We start from the raw sequence: 17,189 nt of genomic DNA on the forward strand, positions 1-17,189 counted from the left end.
AGCACCTCAGGCAGCGTGCGCGGGGAGACCAATGAGATACGAATTGCTCGGGCCATTACGCCTGGTGGACGAGGAGACGCACACGATCAGCGCGCCCAAGGTCGAGACGCTGCTGGCCGCGCTGCTGATCCGGGCGAACCAGCCGGTGTCGACCGACGAACTGCTCGACGAGCTGTGGGGGAACGATCCTCCGAAGCGCGCTCGCGCCGCCCTGCACGTCTACATCTCGCATCTGCGCAAGACCTACGTTCAGCCCGCGGTGGACGGGGCGGCCATCCGGACGCACGCCCAGGGCTACCTGCTGGAGGCGGACCGCGCGTCCGTGGACGTGTTCCGTCTGCAGAGCCTGCACGCCGCGGGCCGGGACGGGGCGGACCGTGACCCGGAGCGGGCGCTGGAGTCGTTCGCCGCCGCGGCGGCCCTGTTCCGCGGGCCCGTGCTCGCCGGGATCGACAACGGGCTCATCGTCGGCACGTTCGCCCGCTGGGCCGAGGAGGTCCGGCTGGAGTGTCTTGAGGCGATCGCGATGTGCTCGCTGCGGCTCGGGCGGCACCGCGAGGTGATCGGCGACCTGTCCCGGTGGGTCGAGGAGTATCCGCTCAACGAGAACCTGCGCGAGCAGCTCATGCTGGCCCTCTACCGTTCCGGGCGGCGGGCCGAGGCGCTGGAGGTCTTCCAGTCGGCCCGGCAGGTGCTGCGGGAGGAGCTCGGGCTCGACCCCCGCGTGACCATGCGCCGGCTTCAGTTCGCGATCCTCTCCGCCGACGCCGACCTCGCCATCGCGGGGTGAGCCCCGGAGACGACACGAGGGGCGAGCCGGCTGCGGACGGCTCGCCCCTCGTTTCGGGGCGCGGGGAACGGCCCCGTCAACCCCGGGCGGCGGGTGCGGCCCCCCGCGCGCCGGGGCGGTACCAGAAGACGAGCGCGACGAGCAGGGCGATCACCAGGGCGCCGCAGGCCCAGACGAACACCGACGAGATGCTCCCGGCGAGACCACCCGTGCCCTGCGTGAGCGGGATCAGCATCGCGGCCAGGCCGAGCGAGCCGCCGATCGTGAGCGCCGTCTGCAGCACCCCCGCGGCGACCCCGGCGTACTCCTGCGGCGCGGTGGTCAGGACGATCATGTTGAACGGGATGATCGCCACGCCGACGCCGAGCCCCATGACGACGAGGGCGGGGAGCACGCCGCCGGCGTAGGTGCTGCCGCCGTCGAGGCGGGTCAGCCAGGCCACTCCGGCCAGCACCACGACCAGACCGGCGACGGCACGCGTCTTGAGACCGATCGCGGCGATGTGCTTGGTGAGGATCTGGGTGCTGACGAGCAGCGCCAGGCCGAACGGCAGGATCGCCAGGCCGCTCTGCAGCGCGTTGAGGTGCAGCACGCCCTGGAGATACTGCACCAGGTAGATGAGGAAGCTCGTGAGCACCGCCGCGAGCAGCAGCAGGGCGAGGAAGGCGCCGGCCCGATCGCGGCCGGAGAAGAGGGCCAGGGGCAGCAGCGGCTCGTCGGCCCGCCGGTCCACCAGCAGGAGAACGACGGCCAGCACGACCGCGGCGCCGAGGGCGGTCAGCGTCCAGCGGTCGCCCCACCCGTTCTCGGCGGCGTGGACGAGGCCGTACACGGCGGCGGCGAGGGTGGCGGTGCTGAGCAGCGCGCTCGGCAGGCCGAGCGGGCGGCGCCGGGTCGCCTCGTCCCGCAGGCCGAGGGCACGGACGGCGACCGCGATGATGACCAGGCCGATGGGCACGTTCACCAGCAGGCTCCATCGCCAGTCCCCCGCCCACGTGAGCACGCCGCCGAGCACCATGCCGGCGGAGGCGCCGAGCCCGGTCACCGTGGAGTAGAGGCCGAAGGCCCGCTGCTGCCGCTCCCCCTCGAAGACGATCGCCAGAAGCGCCAGCCCGGTGGGACCGGCGATCGCCGCGCCGGCGCCCTGCAGGATCCGGCCCGCGAGCAGCACCTCCACGTTCGGCGCGAGCCCGGCGACCAGCGACGCCACCACGACCAGCCCGACCCCGGAGAGGAAGACCCTGCGATGCCCGAGCACGTCGCCGAGACGGCCGGCGAACAGCAGGAGGCCGCCGAAGGCGAGGAAGAAGCCGTTCGGCACCCACGATCCCCCGGCCACCGACAGATGGAGGTCGGACTGGAGGGTCGGGAGCGCGACGTTCACGATCGTGCCGTCGAGCTGGAGCATGAACTCCGCCCCGACGATCGCCGCGAGCACGAGGGCCCAGGCGCGGCCGGCTCGCGGCGGCGCGCCGGCCGAGACGTCGCCGGGGGCGCTTTCGGTGGTCATGGAACCTCCACGGTCTGCTGACTGGGGGCATCAGACTGAGGCAACCTCAGGTTAGCGGGCGTATCTATACTGAGGTCGTCTCAGGTTAAGTGAGAGGATTCAAGCTGAGGCATCCTCAGGATGTCAAGCGGGAGGTATCGGAGTGGACGGCAAGCCCTACATCGCCCAGCGCCCCAAGCGGGCCGACGGCCGGCGCAACTACGACGCGATCCTGGCCGCGGCCCGCAAGGCGTTCGAGAGCGCCGGGGCCGACGCCTCCCTGGAGGACATCGCGAGCCAGGCAGGAGTGGCGATCGGCACGCTATACCGGCACTTCCCCACGCGGGCCTCGCTGGTGGAGGCCGCGACCCGCGACGGCCTGGAGAACCTCGTCGCCCACGCGGAGCGGCTGGCCTCCGGGCCGGACCCGCTCGACGCGCTGGTCGCCTGGATGCGCGAGGCGGTGGTCCACTTCAGCACCTTCCGCGGGCTGGTGGGCATCCTCGCGCAGAGCATGTACGACGAGGGCACGCCCTCCCACACGATGTGCAGCGCGATGCACCACAGCGGCGCCGACCTGCTGCGCGCCGCCCAGGCGGCCGGCAGGGTGCGGCACGACCTGACCCCCGACGAGCTGTTCGACCTCCTCAGCGGCGCCGCCTGGGTGCGCGAGCAGGCGACCCCCGACCGGGACGGCAGCTCCCGCTTCCTCGAACTGGTGCTGGAGGGCATCACCACACGGGACTGACTCTCCGCACCACCCCATCTCCGTGACGCACGTCATAAAACCAACAAAGCAGCTAGGTAATATAGAATAAGCGGGCATCCCGTCCAGCACACGTCGCCCGAACCTCCGCCCTCCGCTACCAGTGGAAGTCTCGGCCCGGATGCGAGAAAGGAGCGCGATCAGGGTCGAAAAGCTCTTTTCGGTCACTCAATGCCTGGGGTCGTCACAAAGATGAGCGTGTACGAAGACAGACTGACCGACACCGCGTCGACCAGGGTGGTGCGCACGGCCGAGCTCGACCTGCTGCTGTCCCTGACCCAGGAGCCCGGCTCCGAAGGGCGTCTCATCGCCGTCCTCGGCGAGCCCGGGTCCGGGAAAACCCACCTGTTGTCGGCGCTCGTCCGGGAGCGCCAGTGGACCGCCCTTCCCGCGACCGTCTATCGATGCTCCTCCGGCGATCGGGAGCGGGCGATGAACGCCGTGAGGAAGCTGCTGTGGCGGGCGCGCCGGGCCGGCGAACGCGAGGGGGGCGACCGCCCCGTGATCGGCCTCGCGCGCCGGCGCCACCGGCCCGACCGCGAGCTCGTGGTCATCGAGGACGCCCACCTCGCCGACGACCAGACGATCGGCGAACTGGTGGGCATCGCCGCGGGTGACCCCGCGCCGCTGGTCGACGTGATCGTCTCACTGCGCCCCCGCCAGACCCCCGACCGCCTGGCCGAGGCGGTGTCCGTCACCACGGCCTTCGGGCGCACCGTGCGGATCGAGCTGGGACCGCTCGACGACGAGCAGATGCTCGCCATGTCGCCCGTCCCCGCGCCGTACGAGCTCCGCCACCGCAGCGGCGGCAACCCGTTCAACCTCCGGGCGCTGCAGGCGATGGAGCACGGCGCCCGCTCGGGCGGCGACGGTGCGCTCGCGCCGTACGAGTTCGCCGTGATGAGCGAGGTGCGCGACCTGGCGCCCGCCGAGCGCTACGCGCTGCACGCGGCCGCGATCCTGCGCTCGCGGTTCGACACGGACCTGCTCGCCGAGGTCGCGGAACTCGACCCGCTGGTGGCCTCCGCCGCGCTGCGCCGCCTCGTCCGCCGGGACCTGGTGCGGGTCGAGCCCGTCGGGACGCTCTTCGCCATCAGGGACGAGGTCTTCGGCATGCTGCTGCGCCAGATGATCGACCCCTGCTGGGCCGCACTGGCCCACCAGCGGGCGCTGCACCGGTTGTCCGCCCGCGGGCAGGCCGGCACCCAGATCGGCTTCCATCTGGTCAGCTCCCTGTCTCGGTCGAGCGAACTGGCGCGGATCGTGGACGCGTCCCAGGAGATCATGGAGACGGACGTCAGCGAATGCGTCTCCTGGCTCACGCCGGTGCTCGCCGAGGCGCCCGCCTCGACCGAGATCGGAGCGCGCGCCCGGCTGGCGCTCAGCACGGCCTTCGGCCGCCTGGGACGGATGGCCGAGAGCCGCGACCTGCTGTTCGTGGTGCACGAGTCGGGCGCCGCCGTGGATCCGGCGGCGCTGGCGGAGCAGGTCGCGTTCGTCTCGGTGGTCGAGGGCGTGCTCAGCCAGGACGTGCAGACGCTCGACCTGCTCGGCGACCTCCTCAGGCGGCCCGACCTGCGCGACTCCCCCGTCTGGCCGCGCCTGGTCCTGGCACGCGGCTTCCGCGTGTCGATGCTGGGCCGTACGGCCGGGCGGGCCGAGACGGAGTCCGCGCTGCGCGCGGCGCGGGCCGCGGGCGACGACCCGGTCGCCGCGGGGCTGCTCGGGCTCGCCGCGCTGGCGTCGATCGCCGCCGGGAACGTGGATCGAGCCCTGGCAGAGGCCGACGCCGCCGCCGAGGCGCTGGACCGCACTCCCGAACACCTGATGGCGCGCCACATCGAGTGCCTGCTGCTGGCCGGGCTCGCCTACATCTACCTCGGCCGGAGCGCCGACGCCCAGCGGCAGGTCGGCCGCGGCGTGGAGATCGCCCGGCGACGCCGGCGGCCGTTCCTGCTGCCGACGCTCCTGGTGCTGCTCAGCGAGGCCGAGCGACACCTCGGCCGGCTCCGGCAGGCCAGGGACGCGGCGGACGCGGCCATCGTCGAGTCGGATGCGGGCAACCCGCTGCGGCACGCCCAGGCGGTCGCGCTGAAGTCCGCCGCCGAGGTGTGGATGCAGCCCCCGGGCAGCGGGCGGGCCAAGTCGCTGGCCCAGCAGGCGCTGGCGCAACAGGCGCTGACCGGCGCGCACGTGAACGGCAGCGCCTCGATCGCGGCGCTGACGCTCGCCAGGTGCGCGTGGCTGGACGGCGACCCGGCGCACTGCGTCACGCTCCTGCTCAACGAGGGCCGGGGCGCCGACATGCGGGTGATTCCGTCGGGCAGCCGCCTCACGATCTGGGAGACGCTCTGCGCCGCCGGGATGGACGCGGGCATGCCTCTGGACGACTGGGCGCGCCGGGCCCAGGAGCACGCCCGCGCCGTGCCCGTGCCCCCCAACCTGGCGTACGCCGCCATGACCCGCGGCCACCTGCTGCGCGTGCAGGGGTCGCCGGGCGAGGCGGTGCGGTGCTACCGCGAGGCGGCCGACCTGTTCGCCTCGGTGGGCATGCCGGTGGAGCAGAGCTACGCCCTGGGGCAGGCGGCGCGGGCGCTCGGCGAGCAGGGCCGCGCCGAGCAGGCGGCCCACACGGTGCGGCTCGCCGCGGAGATCGCGCGACGGTCGGAGGCGGTGACCCTGCTCGACTGGCTGGGCCGGCAGACCGGCGGACCGCCCGCGGCCCCCGCCCCCCAGCCCGGGGCGCGGCAGGAGATGCTCGGGCGTCTGGAGGTGTTCGGCCGCCTGACCCACCGGGAACGCGAGATCGCGTTGCTCATCTGCTCGGGGATGAAACGGCGGGACATCGCCGACCGGCTCACGATAAGCATGCGGACGGTCGACGTCCATCTGACCCGCATCTACCGCAAGGCGGGGGTCAGCTCGCGCATGGAGCTCGCGCTGGCGATTCAGCGAAAGACGGCCGGGCAGGAGTACGCGACCCGCTTTTAGGGCCGCTTGAGCGCCTCCTTCTAATGTCGGACCACCTTGTTTCCGCCTCGGGAGGCGAATATGGATCTGCGCGCGCTGTCCGGCCGGATCGCGCCGGTGCACGACGCGGTGAGCTCCTTCCTGGTGCCGTTCCTGGCCGCACCGCCGGAGACCACCTCGGACCGGGTGGGCGCCCTCGCCCGGCCCGGACGGTCGCTCATCCTGCGCGACCTCACCGAGAAGGTCGTGGAGTATCGCTCCAACAACGCCGACCCCACCGGGACGACCCCGACCGAGAAGGACTTCGCCACGGTCAGGCTGGAGATCTTCGGCCCGGACGGCGAACCGCTCGGCGAGACGACCGGCGCCGGCCGCATGCTCTACAAGCAGGAGCACGACGGCCACTTCATCGCGTACTTCGGCGAGGAGATCCGGCTGCGGGACGGCAACGTCATCCGCTCCGGCGGCCTGGTGGACGACGCGCGGCTCACGGCGGGCGAGGCCGCGCACTTCCCCGCCGTCGTCGTCGCGGGGCCGCTGCGCGGGGCCGTCGGCGTCCGCTGGTTCCGCCCGCTGGTCAAGGAGGCCCACGACACGTACGAGTCCGCGATCGTGGTCTACCGGTAGCGGGGGACGCCATGACTCTGACCCGGCTGCCCGCCCGCAGGATCGGCTCCCTCACGGTCGGCGCCCAGGGACTCGGCTGTCTCGGCATGTCCGAGTTCTACGGCCCGGTCTCGGAATCCGAGGCGATCGCGACCATCCGGCGCGCCCTCGACATCGGCGCCACCCTGCTCGACACCGCCGACGTGTACGGCCACGGCGCCAACGAGGAGCTGGTCGGCCGCGCCGTCGCCGGCCGCCGGGAGTCGGCGGTGGTGGCGACCAAGTTCGGCGTCGTGCGCCCCGGCCCCGGCGTCGGTTCGGGTGTGCGGGGCGACGCGGCGTACGTGCGGCGGGCGTGCGACGACTCCCTGCGGCGGCTCGGCCTCGATCACGTCGACCTGTTCTACCTGACCCGGGTCGACACCGAGGTAGGCGTCGAGGAGACGGTCGGTGCGATGGCGGAGCTCGTGGCCGCCGGGAAGGTGCGCGAGATCGGGCTGTGCGAGGCGGCCCCGGAGACGATCAGGCGCGCCCACGCCGTGGCCCCGATCGCCGCGCTGCAGACGGAGTGGTCGCTGTGGTCGAGGGACATCGAGCGGCGCGTCCTCCCGGTGTGCCGGGAGCTCGGGATCGCCGTGGTGCCGTACGCGCCGCTCGGCCGGGGCTTCCTCGCCGGCGCCGTCCGCTCCCGCGACCAGCTGGACGACGGCGACTTCCGGAGCTTCGGCCTGCCCCGGTTCTCGGCGGAGAACCTCGCCCGCAACCTGCCCCTCGCGGACCGGCTCGGCAAGCTCGCCGAGGAGTTGCGGATCACCCCGGCCCAGCTCGCGCTCGCCTGGCTGCACCACCAGGGCACGGACGTCGTCCCGATCCCCGGCGCGAAACGGCGAGCCCATCTGGAGGAGAACGTCGACGCGGTGTTCCTCAGCCTGACCCGGGCCGAGCTGGCCGCGGTCGAGGCCGCCGTGCCGGCGGACGAGGTGCACGGCACCCGCTGGAACGAGCAGAGCATGCGCTTCGTCGATCTCTGACGCGTTCCGCCGGAAGCGGAAGCGCGCACGCCGCGGGCATCACCGCGCGCTCGCCGCGCACCGCAGGCCCACCACGCCCGGCGAGCCGGAAAGGCCGTAAGCCGGAAAGGCCGCGAACCGGAAAGGCCGTAACCGAAAGGGCCGTAACCGAAAGGGCCGTAAGCCGCAGGGCGGCGCCGCGGGAGACCGTCCCGCGGCGCCGCGCCTCGTCCGTGCCGGTCAGCCGGCGGAGTCCGGCGCGCCCGCCTCCTGCGGCGCCGTCACCGCGGCGGTGCGGAGGATGGCGATGGCGCGGGACGGGCACAGGTCCTCCGCCACCTCCACCTCCCGGCGCCGCTGCTCCCCCGGCTCCGCGTCCAGCACCACCACCAGCCCGTCCTCGCCGTGGTCGAAGACGTCCGGCGCGCTGATCGCGCAGTGCCCGGCGGCCATGCAGCGGCTCCGGTCGGCGGTCACCTTCATCGCTTCTCCTCTCTCGCCCCTGCCGGGGCTCACCACTCGATCGGCAGGGTGTGGACGCCCTGCATCGTGCCGCCGCTGCGCGTGGGCAGCGCCTCCAGCGGGACCCCGAGCCGCAGGTCCGGGATCCCCTCGAACAGGACGGAGAAGGCGACCTCCAGCTCCATGCGGGCGAGGTTCTGTCCCAGGCACTGGTGGATGCCGAACCCGAACGTCAGATGCTGGCGCCCCGACGCCGCGTTTCCGCCGCGGGTGCGGTGGACGTCGAACTCGTACGGCCGGGGGAAGACCTCGGGGTCGCGATTGGTCATCGACGACGACACCAGGACACCATCCCCGGCCCTGATCACCTCTCCGTCGATCTCGATGTCCTCGGTCGCCACCCGGACGCCGGAGACGTCGGTGATGGAGACCATGCGCAGCAGTTCGTCGACGGCGGCGGTCAGGACGCCCGGGTCCGCGCGGAGCGCGGCGAGCTGGCCGGGGTGCTCCAGCAGCGTGACGACGCCCAGCGCGATCATCTGGGAGGTCGTGTCGTGCCCCCCGATGAGCAACGCGAGCGCGATGCGCAGCAGGTCCTCGCGGGTGAGGTCGCCGTCCTCGTCGACCTCGCTCGCGAGGCGGCTCAGCACGCCGGGGCCGCCGGGCTCGCGCTCCTTGCGTGTGATGAGTCCGTCGAGGTAGTCCCACAGCTCCCGGCCCGCCCTCTCGGCGTCCTCGGCCGACTTGGCCTGAAGCAGCCCCACCGTCTTCGCCTCGAAGAACTCGTGGTCGTCGTACGGCACGCCGAGCAGTTCGGAGATCACCATCGAGGGGATGGGCAGCGCGTACGCCTCGACGAGGTCCACCGGCGGCCCCGCCCGGAGCATGTCCGCCACCAGCCGCCGGGCGAGCTCCTCCACGTGCGGGCGCATGGCGCGCACCTGCTTGAGGCTGAAGTCCGGGGCGAGCAGCCGACGGTGCACGTCGTGGACGGGCGGATCGAAACCGATGATCGCGATGGGCTTGAAGATGGGCGCGTCCAGCCGGGGCAGGACGGCGGGGAAGTCGTCGCGGGACCGGTCGGCCGACATGCGCGGGTCGGCGAGCAGGCGGCGGGCCTGGCTGTGGCCGGTGACCATCCAGATCCACCTGCCGTCCCAGAGCCTGACCCGGTGGAGCGGCCCCTGCCGCCCCAGGTCCTGGTAGCCCGGAGACGGTTGCCAGGGGCAGGTCCGATCCTGCGGATAGGCGAACAGGTCGTCGTTCGCGGTGGTCGTGGGAGCGTTCACGTGGGTACCTCGGTTCCTTCCGTCTCGAAGCCGATCTGTCTCGAAGCCGATCTGTCTCGAAGCCGATCTGTGGCCGGTCTGGTTCGAAGCCGGTCTGGTTCGAAGGGGTGTGCGCAGGGATCAGGCGGTGGGTTCGGGTGAGCGGGCCCCCGGCAGCGGCGCGGCTCCGTGCCCGCCGGCGGGCCGCGCGCCCGCCCAGGCCCGCATCGCCGGTTCCTCGACGAACCGTGTCAGCCCCCAGGCCAGCACCGTGGTGACCCCGAACAGGGCCGTGACGAGGAACAGGGCGGACGGCGCGTCCCACGTCCGGCCGGCCCCGAGAGCGACGTGGGAGTACGTCAGGACCAGGTAGTGGACCAGATAGGAGGCGTACGAGATGCCGCCGAGCCACACCAGGGGGCGGGAGCGGAACGGGCTGAAGCGGCCCCGGTGGTCGGCGACGGCGACCGCGGCGATCAGCAGGGCGATCGGCAGGGCGACGGGCGCGGTGAGCCCGTAGACGGTCGGCCACAGGAACATCTGCAGGCCGAAGGCGGCGGCGACGATCGCCAGCGCGGGCGCCCAGCCCAGCCGGATCCAGCGGCCGGTGACCACGATCCTGGCCATCAGGATCCCGAGGACGAAGTCCAGCGCCCGGGTCGGCGGGAACGACACGAGGAACCAGTTCTGGGTGAGCGACATCTCCTGGCCGGCCAGCCTCGGCGTCCCGGGCAGGACGGCGAGTGCGACCGCGGGCAGCACGGCGATCACCACGACGACCGCCACGGCCGCCGGCCACAGCCGCGCGGCCGGGATCCGCCGGACCAGCCGGTACAGGAACGGGAACGCCAGATAGAACAGCACGTCGCAGGCGAGCGACCAGGTGACCACGTTGATCGAGAGGATGAAGTCGGCCCGGGGCAGCCAGGTGTGCACGAGCAGCAGGCTCGGCAGGGCCGTGAGCAGGTCGACGGACTGGCCCGCCCAGACGGCGAGCCCGAGGGCGGCGAACCAGGTGACGACGTGGCTGGGGTAGACCTTGACGAGCCGCCGCCGCCACAGGCGGGTGCGCGGCTCGCCCTCCCGGACCGACCAGGTCAGCACGAACCCGCTCAGCACGAAGAAGAACTCCACGCCGAGCCAGCCGGACGTGAAGGCGTAGGTCTGGAGCGAGGCCGCGACCTCCTGGTGGAAGTACCCCAGCACGCAGGCGTGGCAGACGAACACGAGGAACGCCGCGACGAATCTCATTCCGGTCAACGAGGGGAGGGGAGAGGATTCCTGTGCCGCTTGTGTCATTTCCGTCCGCCTGTTCCGTTGTGCGTGAGCCATGGGCCCCGGCGGGGCCCGGCGGATGGGGATCAGCCCTCCAAGGGGCCGTCGCCGATCCGGATCGCCCGCGACGGGCAGAGGTAGGCCGCCTTGCGAACCCGGTCCTCCAGCTCCGGCGCGACCTGCGGGGTGAGGACCACGACCAGGCCGTCCTCGTCCTGGTCGAAGACCTCGGAGGTGGCGGCCATGCAGCGGCCGCCGCTGATGCAGCGCTCCTGGTCGGCCGACACCCACACGGCCGTCACCACGCGACCGGGAGCCGGAGCACCCGCTGCACGGTGCCCGCGCCGAGGATGGGCAGCTCGCCGACCGGTGCCGCCAGCCGGATGCCGGGGATCCGGGTGAACAGCTCCTTGAACGCGACCTCCAGCTCCATCCGGGCGAGGTTCTGGCCGAGGCACTGGTGGATGCCGAAGCCGAACGTGAGGTGGTGGCTGTCCTCGCGCAGGACGTCGAGCTCGTCGGCGCGCCGGTGCACGGCCGCGTCGCGGTTGGCCAGCGTCCCGGAGACGAGCACCCCCTCCCCCTCCCGGATGAGGTGGCCGGCGATCTCGATGTCGCCCTTGGCGACCCGCGTGGCGACGAGGTCGGTGGTGGCGATGTAACGCAGCAGCTCCTCGACCGCGCCCGGGAGCCGGTCGGGGTCCTCGCGCAGCAGCGCGAGCTGCTCGGGGTGCTCGAGCAGCGTGATGACGCCCAGCGCCAGCGAGGACGAGGTGGTCTCGTGCGCGGCGATCAGCAGCACCAGCGCGATCGACACCAGCTCGTCGTGGCCGATGTCGCCGGTGACGACGCGCTCGCGGACCAGCGTGCCGAGCAGCCCGCCGGACGGGTCCTTGATCTGCTCGGCCACCAGCCGGTCGATGTAGTCGAACAGGTCCTGCGCCGCAGTCGCCGACTCCTCCTCGGTGCCGAGCATCACCTTGCCGCTGGCGTCCTGGAAGAAGTCGTGGTCCTCGTACGGCACGCCGAGATGGCGGCAGATGACCAGGGACGGCAGCGGCACCGCGAGCAGCGGCACCAGGTCGGCGGGCGGCCCGTGCTCGACGATCCGGTCGACGAATCCCGCGACGATCCGCTCGATCTCCGGCCGCATCCGGCGGACCGACTTGAGGCTGAAGTGGGGGTTGAGATATCGGCGGTACACGTCGTGGACGGGCGGGTCCATCGCGATGAGCGCCAGCGTGCGGGCGATCTGCGAGCGGAACCGGGGCGCCACGATGGGGAACCCGGGATGGGTGCGCTGCGAGGACAGGTTCGGGTGGGTGAGGATCTCCCGGGACTCCCGGTAGCCCGTCACCATCCACGCCTCGCGCCCGTCGAAGAGGGTCACCTTGAGCACCGGTCCCCGCTCGGCGATCTCGCGATAACCGGCGGGCGGCTCGTAGGGGCAGGTGCGCTTCTGCGGGTACGGCGGAGCTTCCGTCATTTCCCTTTCCCTTCGGCGAGAGGGCCGGACGTCGTTTCGTTTCCGAGCGACGCGGTGATGTCGAGCGGCCGGGCGGTCGCGGGACAACGCGTGTTCGGCGGGCTCCGGATCGGCTTATGCGCTGGTCACATCCGCCCCCCTTGGAACTCCACCGGAACGCGACGAGAAACGGGGAACCGCGTCGATGAGCGTTTTCGTGTACGGATGCTCGGGGTGGTCGAACACCTTTTCCATGTCGCCGCTCTCCACCACCCTGCCGTCTTTCATGACCACCACCCGGTGGCTGAGCCGCCGGATGACGCCGAGGTCGTGGGAGATGAACACGTACGCGACGCCGAGCCGCTCCTGGACGTCGGTGAGCACGTCGAGGACCTGGGCCTGGATGGACGCGTCGAGCGCGGAGACCGGCTCGTCGCAGACGATGACCTGCGGTCCGGGGGCGAGCGCGCGGGCGATGGCGAGGCGCTGCCGCTGTCCCCCGGACAGCTCCCGGGCGCGCCGGTCGAGCACGTCTGGGGCGAGGCCGACGTGCTCCAGCAGCAGCGCCACCCGCCGGTCGCGCTCCTCGCGCGGCGTGCGGTCCGCCCGCAGCGGCTCCTCCAGAATCTGCCGGGCCGTGTAGCGGGGGTCGAAGGACGACAGCGGATGCTGATAGATCATCTGCACCCGGCGCCGGGCCGCGCGCCGTTCCGTGCCGCGCAGGCCGTCCCAGGGCCGCCCGTCGAGCAGCACGCGCCCGGCGTCCGGTCGCAGCAGGCCCATGAGCAGCCGGCCGAGGGTGGTCTTGCCCGAGCCGGACTCGCCGACGACGCCGAGGGTCTCCCCTGCTCCTACGGTGACCGACACGTCCTCCACGGCGGTGAACTCGCCCCGCCCCGGCAGGGTGTAGCGCTTGACCAGGCCCTCGGCCCTGAGCACCTCGCGGGTCGTCCCCGTGCCCCCGGGCTCGGCGGGGCTCGCCGGGCGCGCCCTGCGCGCGTGCCCGGCGACCGCGCCCACGAGCGTCTTCGTGTACGGGTGCGACGGCGACTCCAGCACCACCGCCGCCGGGCCGTCCTCGACGAACCGTCCGTCCTTCATCACGTACACGTGGTCGGCGATTTCGGCGACCACGCCGAGGTCGTGGCTGATGAGCAGCACCGCGGTGCCGTCGATCACCGCCCGGCGCGCCTCCCGTCGTGCTCGGCGACGCGGTCGACCTGCGGCGGGTGCTCGCCAACCTGGTCGACAACGCCCTGCGGCACGCGGCGTCGGCGGTCCGGATCGGCGTACACGCCGAGGGGGACACCGCCGAGCTGACCGTCACCGACGACGGGCCGGGCATCCCGCCCGAGGACCGGGAGCGGGTCTTCGACCGGTTCACCCGGCTCGACGACGCGCGCAGCCGCGACGACGGCGGCGCCGGGCTCGGACTCGCGATCGTGCGCACCACGGTCGAGGCCCACGGCGGTACGGTCCACCTGGAGGACGCCTCCCCCGGACTGCGCGCCGTCGTCCGGCTCCCCCTGGCACGTTGAGGAGATCCATTGCTTCCCGATCACGGCAGGCCCGTCACCGAACTGCTCGCCGAGCTGACCGCCCTCAAGGAGGCCGACCTGCCGGTGCGCGGCGGCAAGGTCACGGCCTACGTCTACGACACCGGCCTGCCGGAGGTGCACGAGGCCGCGCAGCGGGCGTACGCGGAGATGCTCGAAGTCAACATGCTCGACCCGACGGCCTTCCCCAGCATGGTCGCGCTGGAGCGGCAGGTGGTCGGGGCGGTCGCCGAGCTGCTCGGCCGTCCCGGCGCGCCGGGGATCTTCACCAGCGGCGGCACCGAGTCGATCATGCTGGCGGTGAAGGCCGCCCGCGACGCCAGGCCCGGCGCGACCCGGGTCGTGCTGCCGGTCACCGCGCACCCGGCGTTCCACAAGGCCGCGCACTACCTCGGCATGGAGGTCGTGCCGGTGCCGGTCGACCCGGTCACCTATCGGGCCTCGGTCCCGGCGTTCGAGGCCGCGCTCGACGACCGTACGGCGTTGGCGGTGGTGTCGGCCCCCTCCTACCCGCAGGGCGTGGTCGACCCGGTCGAGGAGGTCGCCGCGCTCGCCGCCGCGCGCGGCGTGCCGTGCCACGTGGACGCCTGCGTCGGCGGCTGGCTGCTGCCGTGGCTGCGCGAGGCGGGCGCCGCGATCCCGCCGTTCGACCTGAGCGTGCCCGGCGTCACCTCGATCTCGTGCGACCTGCACAAGTTCGGGTACGCGCCGAAGGGGGCGTCGGTGCTGCTGTTCCGCGACGCGGAGCTGCGCCGCCGGGCCTACTTCGCCTCGGCGGCCTGGCCCGGCTACACGATCATCAACGCGACCGTGCAGAGCTCGCGGTCGGCCGGACCGCTCGGCGGCGCCTGGGCCACCCTGCAGGCCCTCGGCCGGGAGGGCTACCTGGAGCTCGGCCGCAGGACGCTGGAGGCGACCCGGCGGCTGGCCGAGGGCGTGGCGAAGATCCCCGGGCTGCGGGTGCTCGGGGAGCCCGAGACCGCGCTGGTCGCCATCGCCGGCTCCCCCGAGGTGGACGTCTTCGTCCTCGCCGACGAGGCGCGCCGGCTCGGCTGGTTCCTCCAGCCCCAGCTGTCGTACGCCGGGATCCCCGCCAACATCCACATCACGGTGACCGGTGTGACGCTGGCGGGGGTGGACGCGATGCTGGAGGTGATCGCGGAGGCCGCCGACGCCGCCCGGCGACGCGGGCCGGCCGACGTGCCCGAGGGCCTGCCCGAGCTCATCGCGTCACTCGACCTCGACGCGCTGGACGACGCCACGTTCGCCGAGCTCGCCGCGTCGGTGGGGATCGACCTCACCGCGACGGCGGAGCCGGGAACAGCGGAGCCGGGAACGCCGGCACAGCCCGGGATGGCGGTGGTGAACGCCGTGCTCGACGCCCTGCCTGCCGCCACCCGCGAGGCGATCCTCGTCCGCTTCCTTTCGGTGCTGTACTCCTGACTCACCGGCCCAAAGGGCCTGGCGGGGGCGGTCTGACCGACACCGGGGTCGGTCACCGCGCCGGGGTCGGTCACCGCGCCGGGGTCGGTCACTGCGCCGGGGTCGGTCACTGCGCCGGGGTCGGTCACTGCGCCGGAAGGGACCTCCGGTCCTTGCGGAGCCTGCCCGGCCTCACCCGCGAAGCTCCTCACAAGCTCGGAACTTCCGCGAGGCCCGGTCTCAGGCCTTCGCTGTGGTCCTCGTTCCCTTCCACTCCGCTCCCGCCACAGCGAGCGCCAGCGCGACCAGCAGCGCGCTCACCCACAGGGGAGACCGGTAGCCCAGCCCGGCGCCGATGGCGGCCCCGCCCAGCAGGGGCCCGGCGGTCGCGCCCACGTTGAGGGCGGCGGTCGCGAACGAGCCGCCCAGAGACGGCGCGTCGTACGCCTCGTAGAGCGCCCGCGTGATCAGCGTGGAGCCGACGGCGAAGGACAGCGTGCCCTGCACGAAGACGAGCACGAGGACGGCGGCCGGGTCGCCCGCGACCATGCCGAATGCGACCCAGCCTGCCGTCAGGGCCAGGCCGCCGGGCACCAGCAGCCGCATCGGCCGCCGGTCCGCCATCCTGCCGCCGATCGTCACACCGGCGAATGATCCCAGGCCGAAGATCGCCAGCAGCACCGGCACCCACCGCGGGCCGTAGCCGGCGACCTCGGTGACCACCGGAGCCAGGAAGGTGAAGGTGCAGAACGTGGCGCCGTTCACCAGCGCGCCGAGCACGAGGGTCACGAGCAGCCGGGGACGGCGCAACGCTCTCAGCTCGCGCCGCGCACCGGGCATGGCCGCCTCGGACGGCATGGCCGTCCCCGGGTTCGTGGCCGCCTCTGGGCGCGTAGCCGTCTCCGATGGCAGGGGCGTCACCGTTGGCGTGGTCGGAATGGCGACCGCGATCGCGATGACGGCCGGCACCGAGACGATCGCCACCGCCCAGAACGCCGAGCGCCAGCCCCATACCTGGCCGAGCACGGCACCGGCCGGCACCCCGGCGACGCAGGCGAGCGTGATCCCGCCGAGCAGTACGGAGGCGGCCCGGCCCTTGGCGCCGGGCCCCGCCATGGCGGTCGCCGTCGCGAGACCCACGGCCAGGAATCCGGCGTTGGCCAGCGCTCCGGCGACGCGGGCGGCCAGCAGAACGCCGAAGCTCGTGGTGACCGCGCCCACCACGTGAACGACCACGAAGACGGTCAGGAAGACCAGCAGCGCCCGCCGTCTCGGCCACCGGAAGCCGAGGACGGCCGTCAGGGGCGCGCCCACGATCATCCCCACGGCGAAGGCCGATGTCAGCGCCCCCGTGGCGGGGACGGACACGTGAAGGTCGCGGGCTATGCCGGGCACCAGGCCCGACAGCATGAACTCGGAGGTTCCCTGGGCGAAGACCGCCAGTCCGAGCATGTAGATGGCGATTGGCATGACAACTCCACCGCGTCGTAAAGGTCGCGAAGGCCCACGAAGGGGATCGCGAACGTCGATGAGCACGCGGTGAGCCGCTGCGGACCACAGCCGGACGACGAGAGGAGCACCCGGCCGGGCACGCGGGATCAACGCGCGAACGAACCCGGGGTCCGGCGGCAGGAGCAGTCGAAGACGATCGTGCGCGGAGCCCCAGGAGAAACGGCCCGTACGACGGTGATTCGGTGGCAGACACCCCGCAGCGGCGCTGCGACGGGCGCGAAAGCGCTCCCCCTACGGCGATGCCGGGCGGCGACGGAGGCGGCGATCCGCGTGAAGTGCCGAGCGACAGGGCGATGTGCAGAGCCACGTGCGGCCCGGCATATCGCGAGACGCACGCGGCAGGACATGCCACCCACGCCGCGGCTCGGCGCCCGACGGACGACGCGCCCACGCAGTACTGCGACCGCTCAGTGGTGCGACCAGCTCAGTGATACGAGGGCTCAGCGGCGCGACAGTTCAGGGGTGCGACGGCTCAGCCACCGAATGACCGGTGGCTAGCGTCTCGACGCCTCGGGGCTCGACATGGCCGACACGTTAGCCACAGCCCGAACGCCCTGTCCACCGCTTTGATCGCGGCCCGGTCTCGTCGCGGCCGGTC

The 17,189-nt window shown here is 72.8% G+C and carries 15 protein-coding genes; 7 read left to right on the forward strand and 8 right to left on the reverse strand.

Annotation, left to right across the window (positions count from 1 at the left end):
* Window positions 1-31: 31 nt before the first annotated feature.
* Window positions 32-790 (forward strand): AfsR/SARP family transcriptional regulator, encoded by a 759-nt coding sequence (locus OHB01_RS32715; protein WP_142647574.1) that lies wholly within the window; start codon window positions 32-34, stop codon window positions 788-790.
* A 76-nt stretch (window positions 791-866) separates the two neighbouring features.
* On the opposite strand, the gene OHB01_RS32720 is transcribed toward OHB01_RS32715, so the two are convergent.
* Window positions 867-2,300 (reverse strand): MFS transporter, encoded by a 1,434-nt coding sequence (locus tag OHB01_RS32720; protein ID WP_142647576.1) that lies wholly within the window; start codon window positions 2,298-2,300, stop codon window positions 867-869.
* A 142-nt stretch (window positions 2,301-2,442) separates the two neighbouring features.
* Between OHB01_RS32720 and OHB01_RS32725 the strand changes: the two genes are divergently transcribed.
* The 4 genes from OHB01_RS32725 (at window position 2,443) to OHB01_RS32740 (ending at window position 7,652) form a co-directional block, all read left to right on the forward strand.
* Window positions 2,443-3,027 (forward strand): TetR/AcrR family transcriptional regulator, encoded by a 585-nt coding sequence (locus OHB01_RS32725; protein WP_142647579.1) that lies wholly within the window; start codon window positions 2,443-2,445, stop codon window positions 3,025-3,027.
* A gap of 216 nt (window positions 3,028-3,243) precedes the next feature.
* Window positions 3,244-6,036 (forward strand): helix-turn-helix transcriptional regulator, encoded by a 2,793-nt coding sequence (locus OHB01_RS32730; RefSeq protein ID WP_142647581.1) that lies wholly within the window; start codon window positions 3,244-3,246, stop codon window positions 6,034-6,036.
* A 60-nt stretch (window positions 6,037-6,096) separates the two neighbouring features.
* On the forward strand, window positions 6,097-6,642 hold the full coding sequence (locus OHB01_RS32735; RefSeq protein ID WP_168065913.1) for an allene oxide cyclase barrel-like domain-containing protein: 546 nt from the start codon (window positions 6,097-6,099) through the stop codon (window positions 6,640-6,642).
* A gap of 11 nt (window positions 6,643-6,653) precedes the next feature.
* Window positions 6,654-7,652, forward strand: coding sequence for an aldo/keto reductase (locus tag OHB01_RS32740; RefSeq protein WP_142647583.1), 999 nt, complete (start codon window positions 6,654-6,656; stop codon window positions 7,650-7,652).
* A 219-nt stretch (window positions 7,653-7,871) separates the two neighbouring features.
* Here the strand turns inward: OHB01_RS32740 and OHB01_RS32745 are convergent, their stop codons facing one another.
* The 6 genes from OHB01_RS32745 to OHB01_RS32770 all read right to left on the reverse strand — a co-directional run bounded on the left by OHB01_RS32745 (window position 7,872) and on the right by OHB01_RS32770 (window position 13,280).
* The gene (locus OHB01_RS32745; protein ID WP_142647585.1) at window positions 7,872-8,114 is read right to left on the reverse strand and encodes a ferredoxin; all 243 of its coding nucleotides are present in this window, start codon (window positions 8,112-8,114) and stop codon (window positions 7,872-7,874) included.
* A gap of 29 nt (window positions 8,115-8,143) precedes the next feature.
* Window positions 8,144-9,382: a cytochrome P450 gene (locus OHB01_RS32750; RefSeq protein WP_260617249.1), complete on the reverse strand. Its 1,239-nt coding sequence runs from the start codon at window positions 9,380-9,382 to the stop codon at window positions 8,144-8,146.
* Window positions 9,383-9,502: 120 nt separating this feature from the next.
* Entirely contained in the window at window positions 9,503-10,612 is a 1,110-nt protein-coding gene (locus OHB01_RS32755; RefSeq protein ID WP_240971402.1) for an acyltransferase family protein, read from the reverse strand.
* A 110-nt stretch (window positions 10,613-10,722) separates the two neighbouring features.
* Window positions 10,723-10,938, reverse strand: coding sequence for a ferredoxin (locus tag OHB01_RS32760; RefSeq protein WP_260617250.1), 216 nt, complete (start codon window positions 10,936-10,938; stop codon window positions 10,723-10,725).
* Window positions 10,935-12,122, reverse strand: coding sequence for a cytochrome P450 (locus OHB01_RS32765; RefSeq protein WP_142647589.1), 1,188 nt, complete (start codon window positions 12,120-12,122; stop codon window positions 10,935-10,937). The genes OHB01_RS32760 and OHB01_RS32765 overlap by 4 nt, the downstream gene beginning before the upstream one ends.
* A gap of 114 nt (window positions 12,123-12,236) precedes the next feature.
* Window positions 12,237-13,280, reverse strand: a complete 1,044-nt coding sequence (locus OHB01_RS32770; RefSeq protein WP_328854457.1) for an ATP-binding cassette domain-containing protein — start codon at window positions 13,278-13,280, stop codon at window positions 12,237-12,239.
* 20 nt (window positions 13,281-13,300) lie between these two features.
* Here OHB01_RS32770 and OHB01_RS32775 point away from each other — a divergent pair, with 20 nt between their 5' ends.
* Entirely contained in the window at window positions 13,301-13,639 is a 339-nt protein-coding gene (locus OHB01_RS32775; RefSeq protein ID WP_328854458.1) for a sensor histidine kinase, read from the forward strand.
* 9 nt (window positions 13,640-13,648) lie between these two features.
* The gene (locus OHB01_RS32780; RefSeq protein WP_328710253.1) at window positions 13,649-15,100 is read left to right on the forward strand and encodes an aspartate aminotransferase family protein; all 1,452 of its coding nucleotides are present in this window, start codon (window positions 13,649-13,651) and stop codon (window positions 15,098-15,100) included.
* A 219-nt stretch (window positions 15,101-15,319) separates the two neighbouring features.
* Here the strand turns inward: OHB01_RS32780 and OHB01_RS32785 are convergent, their stop codons facing one another.
* Window positions 15,320-16,549, reverse strand: a complete 1,230-nt coding sequence (locus OHB01_RS32785) for a Cmx/CmrA family chloramphenicol efflux MFS transporter (RefSeq protein WP_328710254.1) — start codon at window positions 16,547-16,549, stop codon at window positions 15,320-15,322.
* Window positions 16,550-17,189: the final 640 nt, after the last annotated feature.

Origin of the sequence: Microbispora hainanensis, assembly GCF_036186745.1 — a bacterium.
GTDB lineage: Bacteria > Actinomycetota > Actinomycetes > Streptosporangiales > Streptosporangiaceae > Microbispora.